Below are 13,310 nucleotides of genomic sequence, written 5' to 3'. Positions count from 1 at the left end.
TCGGGGAACTCGCATCAACCCCAAGAGCGCCTTATGGTTGAAGAGTGATCGAAGCCCGTCATCTCCGTGTCCTGCGCGCCGTGGCCGCCACCGGCTCGTTCTCCGCCGCCGCGCGCGAGCTGGGCTGCACCCAGCCGGCGGTGAGCCAGCAGATGAAGGCCCTGGAGTCCTCCGCGGGCACTCCACTGCTGATCCGGACGGGTCGAGAGATGCGGCTCACCCAGGCGGGTGAGGCTCTCGTGCGTCACGCCTCCGGCATCCTCGCCGGGCTGACCGCAGCCGAGGAGGAGGTCGCCGCGATCGCCGGACTGCGGGCCGGACGCGTCCGGCTCGTCTCGTTCCCCAGCGGCAGCTCCACGCTGGTCCCCGGCGCTCTGGCCGCCCTTCGCGCGGCCCACCCCGGGACCAGGGTCTCCCTGGTCGAGGCCGAGCCGCCGCGCTCGGTCGAGATGCTCCGCGAAGGCGACTGCGACATCGCGCTGGCGTTCCGTTACGGCACGTCGGGCGCCGAGTGGGACGACCTGGTCGCCCGCCCGCTGCTCACCGACCGGCTGATCGGGCTGGTCCCCGACGGGCACCGGCTGTCCGGTGCGGAGGCGGTGGGGGTCGGTGAACTGGCCGAGGAGTCCTGGATCGCGGGATGCCCGCGCTGCCGCCGTCAGCTGGTGGAGGTCTGCGAGGAGTCCGGCTTCACCCCCCGGATCGACTTCGCCACCGACGACTATCCGGCGGTGATCGGCCTGGTCGGTGCCGGTCTGGGCGTGGCCGTGCTGCCGGAGCTGGCGATCCGGTCGGTACGTCCCAAAGGGGCCCGCACCGTGACGGTGGAGCCTGCGATCGAGCGGGAGATCGTCGCGCTGACACTGCCCGATCTGGCCCAGGTCCCCGCCGTGGCGGCCACGTTGGACCAGCTGTCCCTGGCAGCCGCCCGTTAGGGCCTCTCGTCCGGTTCGGGCCCGGGGAAGCTGCTGAAACGTTTCTTCGGTTGGTGTGCGGCGCGGAGCGATTAGCCGTGCCCTGTCTGGGCGGCCAGCCCCGTAGGTGCCCCTGCTGTAGCGATGAACCGGTTGCGGGCCCGCCCCATGAGCTCCTCGCGTTCGTCCTCGGTCAGTCCGCCCCACACTCCGTAGGGCTCGCGTACCGCCAGTGCGTGAGCCGCACACTCGGCACGTACCGGGCATCGCATGCAGACCTCTTTCGCCGAGTTCTCACGGGCGCTCCGGGCCGCCCCGCGCTCACCCTCCGGGTGGAAGAACAGCGAGCTGTCGACTCCACGGCAGGCCGCCAGCAGCTGCCAGTCCCACAGATCGGCGTTGGGTCCGGGAAGGCGGGAGAAATCTGCCATTGCTTGTCCCCTCAGAACCATGCTGGGTCGGAAACGTCGTTGTCGTGCGTCGTTGACCGTGCCCTTGTGACCGTACATCTACGGTGTAAGTAGATGTAAATATGACTGATTGCGAATCTAGCCACAGACACCAGCAAAAGGGAAGAAAACCCGCTAAATGGGGCATACCTTCAGGTGAAGTGTCGATTGATGGGTCAACAACACGCGCCGCTCTCCTCCGTGTGCGACCCCTCACGTAGAGTGCCGAACCTGGTCCTCGGACCCGTAACTCTTTCGAGTGACCATCGTTGAGAGGGCGGAAGCGGTTGACGGAAAAAGCGATCGGGCAGATGTCCGAGAGTGTCAACCGCACAGGTGACGACTTGTATCAGCCTGGAGGCTCAAGGTGACGCGCATCAGCTGCGGAGGGCGGTCATGACATCCGTCCTCGTCTGCGACGACTCCCCGCTTGCCCGAGAGGCGCTCCGTCGCGCGGTTGCGACCGTGCCCGGCGTCGAGCGTGTGACGACGGCGGCCAACGGCGAGGAAGTTCTCCGCCGCTGGGGTGCCGACCGTTCGGATCTGATTCTGATGGACGTACGCATGCCCGGTCTGGGGGGTGTGGAGACGGTCCGTCGGCTGCTCTCCGCGGACCCCGGGGCCCGGATCATCATGCTGACCGTCGCCGAGGACCTGGACGGTGTCGCGCTAGCGGTCGCCGCCGGTGCCCGCGGCTATCTGCACAAGGACGCCTCCCGCGCGGAGCTGCGGGCGACCGTCACCCAGGCGCTGGCCGACCCGACGTGGCGGCTCGCCCCGCGCCGGCTGCGGTCGGCCGAGATGGGTGCGGCGCCGACGCTCACGGCGCGTGAGATCCAGGTGCTCGAAGGGATGAGCCACGGCCGTTCCAACGCGGAGATCGGGCGCGAGCTCTTCCTCTCCGAGGACACGGTGAAGACGCACGCCCGGCGACTGTTCAAGAAGCTCGGCGCCTCGGACCGGGCGCACGCCGTGGCGCTCGGCTTCCGCTGGGGCCTGGTGCGCTGATGGCCGGCCTGCCGATGACCGGCCATGGCCGGTAGTCGGCCGCATCCCCGTCCGCACTCCGGCGGGCGGGGCGACGGGGGTGCCGGTCCGCCGATCGGGCGCTCGGCCCCCGCGCTATGTGACGCTTCCCGGCCGATGCCGCATCCTTGAGATGTGGAGTTCCTCGGGAACGATTCGGTCGAGCGGAAGGGGAGGGCGCAGGACATGACTTCCGGCGCACCCGCTCATAACGCTTCGGTGCACAACTACGGACGCGGTGCCACGGATGAAGCGGCGCCGAGGCACCATGGTCCGATGCGCGACGACGAGACAACGGTGATCGGTGCTCTGGTGCATCGCGCCGTCGACGGCGACGCGCAGGCCACCCATGATCTGCTGGCCCATGTTCACCCCCTCGCGCTGCGCTACTGCAGGTCCCGGCTGAACCGGCTGCCCGGTGATGCTCGCCACTTCGTGGAGGACCTGGCGCAGGAGGTCTGTGTCGCGGTGCTGATGGCGTTGCCGCGCTACAAGGACACCGGCAGACCCTTCGAAGCCTTTGTCTTCGCCATCGCCGGCCACAAGGTCGCCGATCTCCAGCGCGCCGCCATGCGGCACCCGGGATCGACCGCCGTGCCCTCCGACGAGATGCCGGAGCGGCCGGACGATTCGCTCGGGCCCGAGGAGCGCGCGCTGCTCAGCAGTGATGCGGCCTGGGCCAAGCAACTGCTTGCCAACCTCCCGGAGAACCAGCGCGAACTGCTGGTTCTGCGGGTGGCCGTCGGTCTGACCGCGGAGGAGACCGGACAGATGCTCGGCATGTCGCCGGGCGCCGTCCGGGTCGCCCAGCACCGCGCGCTGAGCAGACTGCGGGCCCTCGCCGAGCAGTAGTGCGGCACCGGCTTCACCCCGGAACGGAGTTCCGTAGGAAGCTACAGAACCTCTGGGTGATCTTGCTCGTGGAATGAGACACCCCCGGAGGCCGTTAGCATGGACATCCGCACCGATCAAGGCCATTTGGGGAAGGTGTCATGACTGCAAACGTCGACGGAGTGCCCGAGAAATTCGCGACGCTCGGGCTGACATACGACGACGTGCTGCTGCTGCCCGGCGCGTCCGACATGGCGCCCGATCAGATCGACACTTCCTCGTACATCTCGAAGAACGTGCGGGTGAACATCCCGCTGCTGTCCGCCGCGATGGACAAGGTCACCGAGGCCCGCATGGCGATCGCCATGGCCCGTCAGGGCGGCGCCGGTGTCCTGCACCGCAATCTCTCCATCGCCGACCAGGCCAACCAGGTCGACCTGGTGAAGCGTTCCGAGTCCGGCATGGTCACCGACCCGATCACGGTCCACCCGGACGCGACCCTGCGCGACGCCGACGAGCTGTGCGCCAAGTTCCGCATCAGCGGCGTGCCGGTCACCGACGGGTCGGGCAAGCTGCTCGGCATCGTCACCAACCGTGACATGGCCTTCGAGTCGGACCGTTCGCGCCAGGTGCGCGAGGTCATGACGCCGATGCCGCTCGTCACGGGCAAGGTCGGCATCTCCGGCGTGGACGCCATGGAGCTGCTGCGCCGGCACAAGATCGAGAAGCTTCCGCTGGTCGACGACTCCGGGGTCCTCAAGGGCCTCATCACCGTCAAGGACTTCGTCAAGGCCGAGAAGTACCCGAACGCGGCGAAGGACAGCGAGGGCCGGCTGCTGGTCGGCGCCGCCGTCGGCGTCGCGGGCGACGCCTTCGAGCGGGCCCAGGCACTCGTCGAGGCGGGCGTCGACTTCATCGTCGTCGACACCGCCCACGGCCACTCCCGTCTCGTGTCCGACATGGTCGCCAAGATCAAGTCGAACGCGTCCGGCGTCGACGTCATCGGCGGCAACATCGCCACCCGTGACGGCGCCCAGGCGCTGATCGACGCCGGTGTCGACGGCATCAAGGTCGGCGTCGGCCCCGGCTCCATCTGCACCACCCGCGTCGTCGCCGGCATCGGCGTCCCGCAGGTCACCGCGATCTACGAGGCCTCGCTCGCCGCCAAGGCGGCCGGTGTCCCGGTCATCGGCGACGGCGGCCTGCAGTACTCCGGAGACATCGCCAAGGCCCTGGTGGCCGGCGCGGACACCGTGATGCTCGGCTCGCTGCTGGCGGGCTGCGAGGAGTCCCCGGGCGAGCTGCTCTTCATCAACGGCAAGCAGTTCAAGTCGTACCGCGGCATGGGCTCGCTCGCCGCGATGCAGACCCGTGGCGACCGCAAGTCGTTCTCCAAGGACCGATACTTCCAGGAGGGCGTCGCCTCCGACGAGAAGCTGGTCCCCGAGGGCATCGAGGGCCAGGTGCCGTACCGCGGCCCGCTCTCCGCGGTCGTCCACCAGCTCACCGGCGGTCTGCGTCAGTCGATGTTCTACGTCGGCGGCCGCACCGTTCCGGAGCTCCAGGCCAACGGCCGGTTCGTCCGGATCACCTCGGCGGGTCTCAAGGAGAGCCACCCGCACGACATCCAGATGACGGTCGAAGCGCCGAACTACAGCAGGAAGTAACGCATCAGCACAGGTGAGGGGCGGTCCGGGCACACCGGGACCGCCCCTCACCCGTGTGTCGGGGATACTGGGAAACGCAGACGTAGAGGGAAAGGCCACACATCGTGACTGAGATCGAGATCGGGCGCGGCAAGCGCGGCCGCCGGGCGTACGCATTCGACGACATCGCCGTCGTTCCGAGCCGTCGCACCCGCGACCCGAAGGAGGTCTCGATCGCCTGGCAGATCGACGCCTACCGGTTCGAGCTGCCGTTCCTGGCCGCCCCCATGGACTCCGTGGTCTCCCCGCAGACCGCGATCCGGATCGGCGAGCTGGGCGGCCTCGGGGTCCTGAATCTCGAGGGCCTGTGGACCCGGCACGCCGACCCGCAGCCGCTGCTCGACGAGATCGCCGAGATGCCGGTGGAGTCGGCGACCCGCCGCCTGCAGGAGATCTACTCCGCGCCGATCCAGGAGGAGCTGATCGGGCAGCGCATCAAGGAGGTGCGTGACTCGGGTGTCGTCACCGCCGCCGCGCTCTCGCCGCAGCGCACCGCCCAGTTCTCCAAGGCCGTCGTCGACGCGGGTGTGGACATCTTCGTCATCCGCGGTACGACGGTCTCCGCCGAGCACGTCTCCGGCGCGGCCGAGCCGCTCAACCTGAAGCAGTTCATCTACGAGCTGGACGTCCCGGTGATCGTCGGCGGCTGCGCCACGTACACCGCGGCCCTGCACCTGATGCGCACCGGCGCGGCCGGTGTCCTCGTCGGCTTCGGCGGCGGCGCCGCGCACACCACGCGCAACGTCTTCGGCATCCAGGTCCCGATGGCGACGGCTGTCGCCGATGTGGCCGGGGCCCGCCGTGACTACATGGACGAGTCCGGCGGCCGGTACGTGCACGTGATCGCGGACGGCGGCGTCGGCTGGTCCGGCGACCTGCCGAAGGCCATCGCCTGTGGCGCCGACGCCGTGATGATGGGCTCCCCGCTGGCCCGCGCGACGGACGCGCCCGGCCGCGGCCGGCACTGGGGCATGGAGGCCGTCCACGAGGACGTGCCGCGCGGCAAGCTGGTCGACCTGGGCTCCGTCGGGACGACGGAGGAGGTCCTGACCGGGCCCTCGCACACCCCCGACGGCTCGATGAACATCTTCGGCGCGCTGCGCCGGGCGATGGCGACGACGGGGTACAGCGACCTCAAGGAGTTCCAGCGCGTCGAGGTGACGGTGGCGGACTCGCAGCACCGCCGCTGATATTTCTCGGACGTACGGAAGGGCCCGGACCGCCACTGCGGTCCGGGCCCTTCCGTATGAGCCCGGTCAGCCGGCGGCCTTCTTGGCACCGGAGAACGCGGCGAACGCGGCGATCGCGATGAAGACGAAGGAGAGCGGGCCGGCCTGGTCCTTCCACGCCTCGTTCAGGAGGCCGAAGTGGTCGAAGAACAGCTCGGAGACCGTGACCGGGAGCTCCTTCGCGGCGATCATGGCCTCGCCGAGCAGCTGGCCGAAGTAGACGGAGACCAGGGCGAGCACGGCGCTGAGGACCGGCAGTACGGGGTTGCGGCCACCGACCTTGCCCGCCGCGAGGCCGACGACGAAGCCGACGCCCACGGCCGCGTAACCGATCTCGTGCTTGGTGGCGCCGATGATCGCGCCGTAGATGCCCGCGGCGACGACGGCCGCGACGACGGCGGCGAGCAGGCCGAGTCCGACGTTGTTGCGCGCGGGCGCCGGGGCCGGTGCGAACGGAACGCCGCCGAACTGGCCGGGCTGGCCCGGCTGCTGACCGGCGAACGGATTGCCGGTCGCAACGCCGGACTGACCCGGCTGCCCCGGCTGCTGGTCTGCGAACGGGTTGCCGCCGGGCTGGGCGTCGTACGGCTGCTGCGGCTGGTTCGGCGGCGGCACGGGCTGGCTCATGATGGGATCCCCCTGGGACGGATGCGCACGACTGTGCGAGAAGTGACGCCGCAGGCTAACAGCCGCCTCCGACATCTCCCACCGAAATCCTTGGGGGACCGCACTCACAGCCGATGCGCGGCTCCCGCCGGGGTGGCGCCCCGGGTGTCCAGGAGGAGCTGGGCCTTCACCGCGAGACCCTGGAGGTCGTACGTGCGGTGGTGCTGGAGCAGGACCGTCAGGTCCGCGCTCGCCGCCGCCTCGTACAGCGAGTCCGCGCGCGGCACGGGAAGTTCACGCACGCGCCAGTCCAGGACGTGCGGGTCGTGGTAACCGATCTGTGCGCCCATGTCCAGCAGCCGGGTGGCGATCTCCCGTGCGGGGGAGGCCTCCTGGTCGGCGAGGTCCGGCTTGTAGGTGACGCCGAGGAGGAGGACCCGGGCGCCGCGGAGGGACTTGCCGTGTTCGTTCAGGAGGGTGGCGCAGCGCTGGATCACGTAACTCGGCATCCGGTCGTTGATCTCCTGGGCGAGCGAGACCATGCGCAGGGGGTGGCCGGGGGTGCGGCTGCTGTAAGGGAGGAAGCCCGGGTCGACCGGGGCGCCGTGACCGCCGACGCCGGGGCCCGGACGGAACGGCTGGAAGCCGAACGGCTTGGTCTCGGCACACCGGATGACGTCCCAGAGGTCGACGCCGAGGTCGTGGCAGAGCACCGCCATCTCGTTGACCAGGGCGATGTTGACGTGCCGGAAGTTGGTCTCCAGGACCTTCGTCATCTCGGCCTCGCGCGGCCCGCGGGCCCGTACGACCTTGTCCGTGAGGCGCCCGTAGAAGGCGGCGGCCGATTCGGTGCACGCAGGGGTGAGGCCGCCGATGACCTTGGGGGTGTTGGTGTACACGTGGGTGCGGTTGCCGGGGTCGAGGCGGCTGGGGGAGCAGGCGAGGTGGAAGTCGCGCCCGGCAACCAGCCCGGATCCCTCTTCGAGGAGGGGGCGCACGAAGTTCTCGGTGGTGCCGGGCGGCACGGCCGATTCCAGCAGGACGGTGGTGTGCGGACGCAGCCGGGCGGCGAGGGCGCGGGTGGCGTCGCCGACGGCGGTGAGGTCGAGGTTGCGGTCGGCGCCGAGGGGGGTGGGCGCGCAGATGACGGCGGTACGGACACGGCCCAGCTCGGCCGGGTTGGTGGTGGGCCGGAAACCCCCTGAGAGCATCCGGCGGATCTCCGATGCGGCGAGGGATCCTTCGACGGGGGTGCGGCCGGCGGAGAGTTCGGCGTACGGGCGGGGATCGGTGTCGTAGCCGACGGTCTGGACACCGGCGGCGACGGCGGCTTGGACGAGGGGCAGGCCGAGGTGACCGAGTCCGATGACGGCGAGGTCTGCGGGCATGTGGGTGGCCGTCCTTCCCTAAGACCATGAGAGCAGAAAGCGCAACCGCTGAGGACAGCGCAATGTCACACTAGGCGTAAATATGACCTATATGTCGCATTGTGCGGCTCCGGTCGCCGGGGTGTTGTCCACAGGCGGTGGCTGAAGTCACGGACCGCAGACAGAATCGAGTGGTGGGCACGGGCGCCCGGCCGCTCGGTCGGACCGCAGCCCCGTGCCCGACCACCCCGATCCACCGGGAGGCAGCAGTGAGGACAGCGACACTGGGACCCGCGGAGCGCGCCGAGGCGCTCGCCGCGCTGGCCGAGCGCGAACTGGACGTGCTGGTCGTGGGAGCGGGCGTGGTCGGCGCCGGGACGGCACTGGACGCGGTCACGCGAGGGCTGTCGACCGGACTGGTCGAGGCGCGTGACTGGGCGTCGGGCACGTCGAGCAGATCGAGCAAACTGATCCACGGTGGTCTGCGCTATCTGGAGATGCTCGACTTCGCGCTCGTGCGGGAGGCGCTGAAGGAGCGTGGACTGCTCCTGGGGCGGCTGGCCCCGCATCTGGTGAAGCCCGTGCCGTTCCTCTATCCGCTGCAGCACAAGGGCTGGGAGCGGTTCTACGCCGGTTCGGGCGTCGCCCTGTACGACGCGATGTCGGTGTCGTCCGGGCACGGCCGAGGGCTGCCCGTGCACCGGCATCTCTCCCGCCGCCGCGCCCTGCAGGTCGCGCCCGCGCTGAAGAAGGACGCCCTGGTCGGGGCGTTGCAGTACTACGACGCCCAGATGGACGACGCCCGCTATGTGGCGACGCTGGTGCGCACGGCCGCCGGATACGGCGCGCACGTGGCGAACCGGGCGCGGGTGATCGGCTTCCTGCGCGAGGGCGAGCGGGTCGTCGGCGCACGCGTGCAGGACGTCGAGGCGGGTGAGGAGTACGAGGTCAGGGCCAAACAGGTGGTCAACGCCACCGGCGTGTGGACGGACGACACCCAGGCGCTGATCGGGGAGCGCGGACAGTTCCATGTCCGGGCCTCGAAGGGCATCCATCTGGTCGTCCCCAAGGACCGCATCCATTCCTCGACCGGTCTGATCCTGCGGACCGAGAAGTCGGTGCTGTTCGTGATCCCGTGGGGCCGCCACTGGATCGTCGGCACGACGGACACCGACTGGGACCTGGACAAGGCGCATCCGGCGGCTTCCAGCGCCGATATCGACTATCTGCTCGAACACGTCAACTCGGTCCTGGCCACCCCGCTCACCAGGGACGACGTCGAGGGCGTCTACGCCGGGCTGCGGCCCCTGCTGGCCGGCGAGTCGGACGCGACCAGCAAGCTCTCGCGCGAGCACACGGTGGCGCACCCGCTGCCGGGGCTCGTGGTCGTCGCGGGCGGCAAGTACACGACGTACCGGGTGATGGCGAAGGATGCCGTCGACGAGGCGGTGCACGGCCTCGACCAGCGGGTCGCGGACTGTGTCACGGAGGACGTCCCGCTGCTGGGCGCCGAGGGCTACCGGGCCCTGTGGAACGCGCGGGCGAGGATCGCGGCCCGCTCCGGGCTCCATGTCGCCCGAGTGGAGCATCTGCTGAACCGGTTCGGATCCATGACCGAGGAGATCCTCGAACTGATCGTCGCCGATCCCTCACTGGGCGAGCCGCTGCCGTGGGCGGATGACTATCTGAAGGCCGAGATCGTCTACGCCGCCTCGCACGAGGGGGCCCGCCATCTCGACGACGTACTGACACGGCGGACCCGGATCTCCATCGAGACCTTCGACCGGGGCACACGCAGTGCGCGGATCTGTGCGGAGCTGATGGCACCGGTCCTGGGGTGGGACACGGGGCAGATCGAGCGGGAGGTGGAGCACTACGAGAAGCGCGTGCAGGCGGAGCGGGAGTCGCAGCGCCAGCCGGACGACCAGGCGGCGGACGCGGCGCGGCTCGGGGCACCGGACATCGTGCCGATCTGAGCAGGTCCGGGCGCGTCTACGCCCGTCGGCAGAACTCTGCGTCGAGGAGGGCCGGTTCGAGGGACGGATCGGACAGGCCGTCCGTGTTGATGCGGAACGTCAGGATGTGCCGGCCGTCGCGTGTGGCGGCGGTACGGACATAACTGCCCGCTATACGGCCGTTGTGACCCCAGACGGTGATACCGCAGGAGAGTTTCTGCGGATAGATGCCCATGCCATAGATCCCGTCGGCCGCACCGGTGTTCAGCAGCAGGGTGTTCACCTGCGCGGGCGGGAGCAGTCGTCCGCCGAGCAGGGCCGCGTAGAAGCGGTTCAGATCGGCGAGCGTGGAGATGAGCTCGCCCGCGGCGCCCGCGGTGCGCGGGTCGAGGACGGTCACGTCGCGGAGGCTGCCGTCGGCCGGGGCGTGGGAGTAGCCGCGGCCGTGCGGTGCGGGCAGCGCGGTGAGGGCACCGGGGAGCGAGGTGCCGGTGAGACGGAGGGGGTTGATGATGCGGCGGCGGATCTCGGTGGCGTAGCTGTGCCCGGTGACGCGTTGGACGACGAGGCCCAGCAGGACGTAATCGGTGTTGGAGTAGGCGTAGACGCCGGGGGCGTTCGTGGGGCGGTGGGCGAGGGCGGTACGGACGGCGGCGGTGGCGGAGACGGGGTGGGCGTCCGGGTCGTCGGTGTAGTCGTAGAGACCGCTGGTGTGGGTGAGCAGGGCGCGCAGGGTGATGCGGGAGCCGTCATTGCCGTGCCCCCGCACCAGCCCGGCGAGATGGCGGTCCACGGTGTCCGACAGTTGCAGCCTGTGCTCCCCGGCGAGTTGGAGGACGACCGCCGCGATGAACGTCTTGGTGATGCTCCCGGCCCGGAACCGGTCCGGGCGCCGGATGCCGGGACCCGTCGAACGGTAGATGTCGTACGGCGCGGTGGAGGTGCTCCGGGCTAGGAGCGCCGCGGCCGGGGCGCCGCCTTCGGCGACAAGCCGGGGAAGGTAGGAGGCTGCGGGCGTGAGGTGTGGTTCGCTGGGAAGGCTCGCTGATCCGAGGCCGAGCAGCGTAATCACCAATGGGGTGACGAGCAGCGCCCTGAGTATCGGCATGGCACGGAGTCCCTTCCTCCGGCCCCATCATGACGGACCACGGACCCGGCACCATGACCGGTCCCGGGGTGAGGGACAATGAACGCTCTGCCAGGGCGGGTTGATCGCAGAGGGGACGCATGTCGGAGGCGGAGCAGGCACGGGAGCCCCAACGGGACACGGATGGACGTCTCCTTGCGGGTAGGTACCGGCTCGGGAAGGTGCTCGGCCGGGGCGGTATGGGCACGGTCTGGCGCGCCGTCGACGAGACGCTGGGCCGCACGGTCGCGGTCAAGGAACTGCGGTTCCCGTCGGCCATCGACGACGACGAGAAGCGCCGGCTGATCACGCGCACGCTGCGCGAGGCGAAGGCCATCGCCCGGATCCGCAACAACGGCGCGGTGACGGTCTACGACGTGGTCGACGAGGACGACCGGCCGTGGATCGTCATGGAGCTCATCGAGGGCAAGTCCCTTGCCGAGGTGGTGCGCGAGGACGGCGTGCTGACGCCCAGGCGCGCGGCCGAGGTCGGTCTCGCCATCCTCGACGTGCTGCGCCTGGCGCACCGCGAGGGCATTCTGCACCGCGATGTGAAGCCGTCCAACGTACTGATCTCCGAGGACGGCCGGGTCGTCCTGACCGACTTCGGTATCGCGCAGGTCGAGGGGGACCCGTCCGTCACCTCGACGGGGATGCTCGTCGGCGCCCCCTCGTACATCTCGCCGGAGCGCGCCCGCGGCCACAAGCCGGGACCGCCCGCCGACCTGTGGTCGCTCGGCGGACTGCTGTACGCGAGCGTCGAGGGCTCCCCGCCGTACGACAAGGGGTCGGCCATCGCCACCCTGACCGCCGTCATGACCGAGCCGCTCGACCCGCCGAAGAACGCGGGCCCGCTGGAGGAGGTCATCTACGGCCTCCTCGCGAGGGACCCCGAGCAGCGGCTCGACGACGCAGGTGCCCGGGCCCTGCTCAACGGGGTGATCCACGCCGCGGACAAGCCCGCCCCGGTCGTGCCCCCGCCGGCCGACTCCACCCAGGTGATGGCCCTGCCCCGCGTCATCGGCGCCCCCCGCACGAAGGGGACGTCGAAGTCCGGGGAGACGGGGGAGGGGGCGCGCGACCGCCTGCGCGGTGCGCTGCGCTCCGTCCGGAACGCGAAGACCGCGCCCGGCGCCGGTGCGGGTGTGGCTGTCGACGCCTCCGCGCCCGCCGTTGCGCAGAGCGCTTCCCCGGCTCAGGCCCGGCCCACGGCTTCGCCGGCCTCCGGCGTCGGGGGCGTACCGCCCCAGCGTCCGGGCGGCTCGTCGAGCGCACCGGCCCGCGCCTCCCTCACGGACGTGGTCCCGCGCCGCACTCTCGTGATCATCGCGGCCGCCGTCGTCCTCGCCCTTCTCGGCACGGTCCTTGCGCTCACCATGAGTGGGGGCGACAAGGACGACGAAGGCGGCGGCAAGGGCGGCACCTCTGCCGCGGCCGGGGCCTCCGCAGGCGGCGGCTCCGGTGACACCGGCACAGGCGACGCCAGCGGCAAGGACCAGGCCCAGGGGGAGAACGGGAGCGACGATCAGGGCCAGGACGAGGGCAAGGGCAAGGGCGACGACTCGGGCAAGGGGTCGGACGGCTCCGGTTCCGGTGGTTCGGACGCCGGCGCACTGCCCGACGGGTACAAGACGGTCACCAACAAGCGGTTCCACTTCACGATGGCCATGCCCGCGGACTTCACGCCCTACAAGATCGCGGGCAGCAACTCGGGCCAGATCTACAACGTCGCCGGTGGCTTCCCGCGCGTCCAGGTCGACTACAACAGCTCTCCCGGCAGCGACGCGGCCGCCGCGTGGAACGCGTTGAAGGGAGCGGTCGCGGCCAGCAGCAACGGCTACCGGCACCTCGGCATAAAGAAGATCGAGTTCAATGGCTACCCGACCGTCGCCGACTGGCAGTTCGAGCGCGACGAGCACGGCCAGCGGAGCCGGATCCTGAACCGCGGTTTCAAGGTCGACGCCACGCACGGCTACTCGATCATGATCAGCTGCAAGGCGAGCGAGTGGAACAGCAAGGAGTGCAGGACCCTGCGCGCGACGGCCTTCGCGACGTTCGCGCCCAAGGACTGAGCGACGGCTGCTTGCGTCGACCCTGCCGC

11 protein-coding genes are annotated in these 13,310 nt (G+C 70.2%); 7 read left to right on the top strand and 4 right to left on the bottom strand.

Annotated features, from left to right (window positions below; genetic code table 11):
- The first annotated feature begins 44 nt into the window (after nucleotides 1-44).
- Complete coding sequence (locus tag OG878_RS16585) at nucleotides 45-935, top strand: LysR family transcriptional regulator (protein WP_328887532.1); 891 nt, start codon at nucleotides 45-47, stop codon at nucleotides 933-935.
- 71 nt (nucleotides 936-1,006) lie between these two features.
- On the opposite strand, the gene OG878_RS16580 is transcribed toward OG878_RS16585, so the two are convergent.
- Nucleotides 1,007-1,345 carry a WhiB family transcriptional regulator gene (locus OG878_RS16580; RefSeq protein WP_328887531.1) on the bottom strand — a complete coding sequence of 113 codons (339 nt, stop codon included), beginning with the start codon at nucleotides 1,343-1,345 and terminating at the stop codon, nucleotides 1,007-1,009.
- Nucleotides 1,346-1,759: 414 nt separating this feature from the next.
- Here OG878_RS16580 and OG878_RS16575 point away from each other — a divergent pair, with 414 nt between their 5' ends.
- The 4 genes from OG878_RS16575 (at nucleotide 1,760) to OG878_RS16560 (ending at nucleotide 6,116) form a co-directional block, all read left to right on the top strand.
- Nucleotides 1,760-2,371, top strand: a complete 612-nt coding sequence (locus OG878_RS16575) for a response regulator transcription factor (RefSeq protein WP_003948568.1) — start codon at nucleotides 1,760-1,762, stop codon at nucleotides 2,369-2,371.
- Nucleotides 2,372-2,665: 294 nt separating this feature from the next.
- On the top strand, nucleotides 2,666-3,241 hold the full coding sequence (locus OG878_RS16570; RefSeq protein ID WP_277327892.1) for a sigma-70 family RNA polymerase sigma factor: 576 nt from the start codon (nucleotides 2,666-2,668) through the stop codon (nucleotides 3,239-3,241).
- Nucleotides 3,242-3,381: 140 nt separating this feature from the next.
- The gene (gene guaB, locus OG878_RS16565; protein ID WP_328887530.1) at nucleotides 3,382-4,887 is read left to right on the top strand and encodes an IMP dehydrogenase; all 1,506 of its coding nucleotides are present in this window, start codon (nucleotides 3,382-3,384) and stop codon (nucleotides 4,885-4,887) included.
- A gap of 104 nt (nucleotides 4,888-4,991) precedes the next feature.
- Nucleotides 4,992-6,116, top strand: a complete 1,125-nt coding sequence (locus OG878_RS16560) for a GuaB3 family IMP dehydrogenase-related protein (RefSeq protein ID WP_072486665.1) — start codon at nucleotides 4,992-4,994, stop codon at nucleotides 6,114-6,116.
- A 66-nt stretch (nucleotides 6,117-6,182) separates the two neighbouring features.
- On the opposite strand, the gene OG878_RS16555 is transcribed toward OG878_RS16560, so the two are convergent.
- On the bottom strand, nucleotides 6,183-6,782 hold the full coding sequence (locus tag OG878_RS16555) for a hypothetical protein (protein WP_328887529.1): 600 nt from the start codon (nucleotides 6,780-6,782) through the stop codon (nucleotides 6,183-6,185).
- A 104-nt stretch (nucleotides 6,783-6,886) separates the two neighbouring features.
- The gene (locus OG878_RS16550) at nucleotides 6,887-8,149 is read right to left on the bottom strand and encodes a nucleotide sugar dehydrogenase (RefSeq protein ID WP_328887528.1); all 1,263 of its coding nucleotides are present in this window, start codon (nucleotides 8,147-8,149) and stop codon (nucleotides 6,887-6,889) included.
- A 248-nt stretch (nucleotides 8,150-8,397) separates the two neighbouring features.
- On the opposite strand from OG878_RS16550, the gene OG878_RS16545 reads away from it, so the two are divergent.
- Nucleotides 8,398-10,104 carry a glycerol-3-phosphate dehydrogenase/oxidase gene (locus tag OG878_RS16545; RefSeq protein WP_328887527.1) on the top strand — a complete coding sequence of 569 codons (1,707 nt, stop codon included), beginning with the start codon at nucleotides 8,398-8,400 and terminating at the stop codon, nucleotides 10,102-10,104.
- 16 nt (nucleotides 10,105-10,120) lie between these two features.
- On the opposite strand, the gene OG878_RS16540 is transcribed toward OG878_RS16545, so the two are convergent.
- Entirely contained in the window at nucleotides 10,121-11,191 is a 1,071-nt protein-coding gene (locus OG878_RS16540; protein ID WP_328887526.1) for a serine hydrolase domain-containing protein, read from the bottom strand.
- A gap of 119 nt (nucleotides 11,192-11,310) precedes the next feature.
- Between OG878_RS16540 and OG878_RS16535 the strand changes: the two genes are divergently transcribed.
- Complete coding sequence (locus OG878_RS16535; protein WP_328887525.1) at nucleotides 11,311-13,281, top strand: serine/threonine-protein kinase; 1,971 nt, start codon at nucleotides 11,311-11,313, stop codon at nucleotides 13,279-13,281.
- Nucleotides 13,282-13,310: the final 29 nt, after the last annotated feature.

It is taken from the genome of Streptomyces sp. NBC_00316, assembly GCF_036158715.1.
GTDB lineage: Bacteria > Actinomycetota > Actinomycetes > Streptomycetales > Streptomycetaceae > Streptomyces.
The sequence above is the reverse complement of the archived record's forward strand: the minus strand, read 5'-3'. Positions and strand labels throughout refer to the sequence as shown.

Bases quoted from the DNA above. Each gene is read 5' to 3' on its own strand.
- OG878_RS16550 (WP_328887528.1), bottom strand. From the start codon at position 8,149: ATGCCCGCAGACCTCGCCGTCATCGGACTCGGTCACCTCGGCCTGCCC.
- guaB (WP_328887530.1), top strand. From the start codon at position 3,382: ATGACTGCAAACGTCGACGGAGTGCCCGAGAAATTCGCGACGCTCGGG.
- OG878_RS16535 (WP_328887525.1), top strand. From the start codon at position 11,311: ATGTCGGAGGCGGAGCAGGCACGGGAGCCCCAACGGGACACGGATGGA.
- OG878_RS16575 (WP_003948568.1), top strand. From the start codon at position 1,760: ATGACATCCGTCCTCGTCTGCGACGACTCCCCGCTTGCCCGAGAGGCG.
- OG878_RS16570 (WP_277327892.1), top strand. From the start codon at position 2,666: ATGCGCGACGACGAGACAACGGTGATCGGTGCTCTGGTGCATCGCGCC.
- OG878_RS16580 (WP_328887531.1), bottom strand. From the start codon at position 1,345: ATGGCAGATTTCTCCCGCCTTCCCGGACCCAACGCCGATCTGTGGGAC.
- OG878_RS16540 (WP_328887526.1), bottom strand. From the start codon at position 11,191: ATGCCGATACTCAGGGCGCTGCTCGTCACCCCATTGGTGATTACGCTG.
- OG878_RS16555 (WP_328887529.1), bottom strand. From the start codon at position 6,782: ATGAGCCAGCCCGTGCCGCCGCCGAACCAGCCGCAGCAGCCGTACGAC.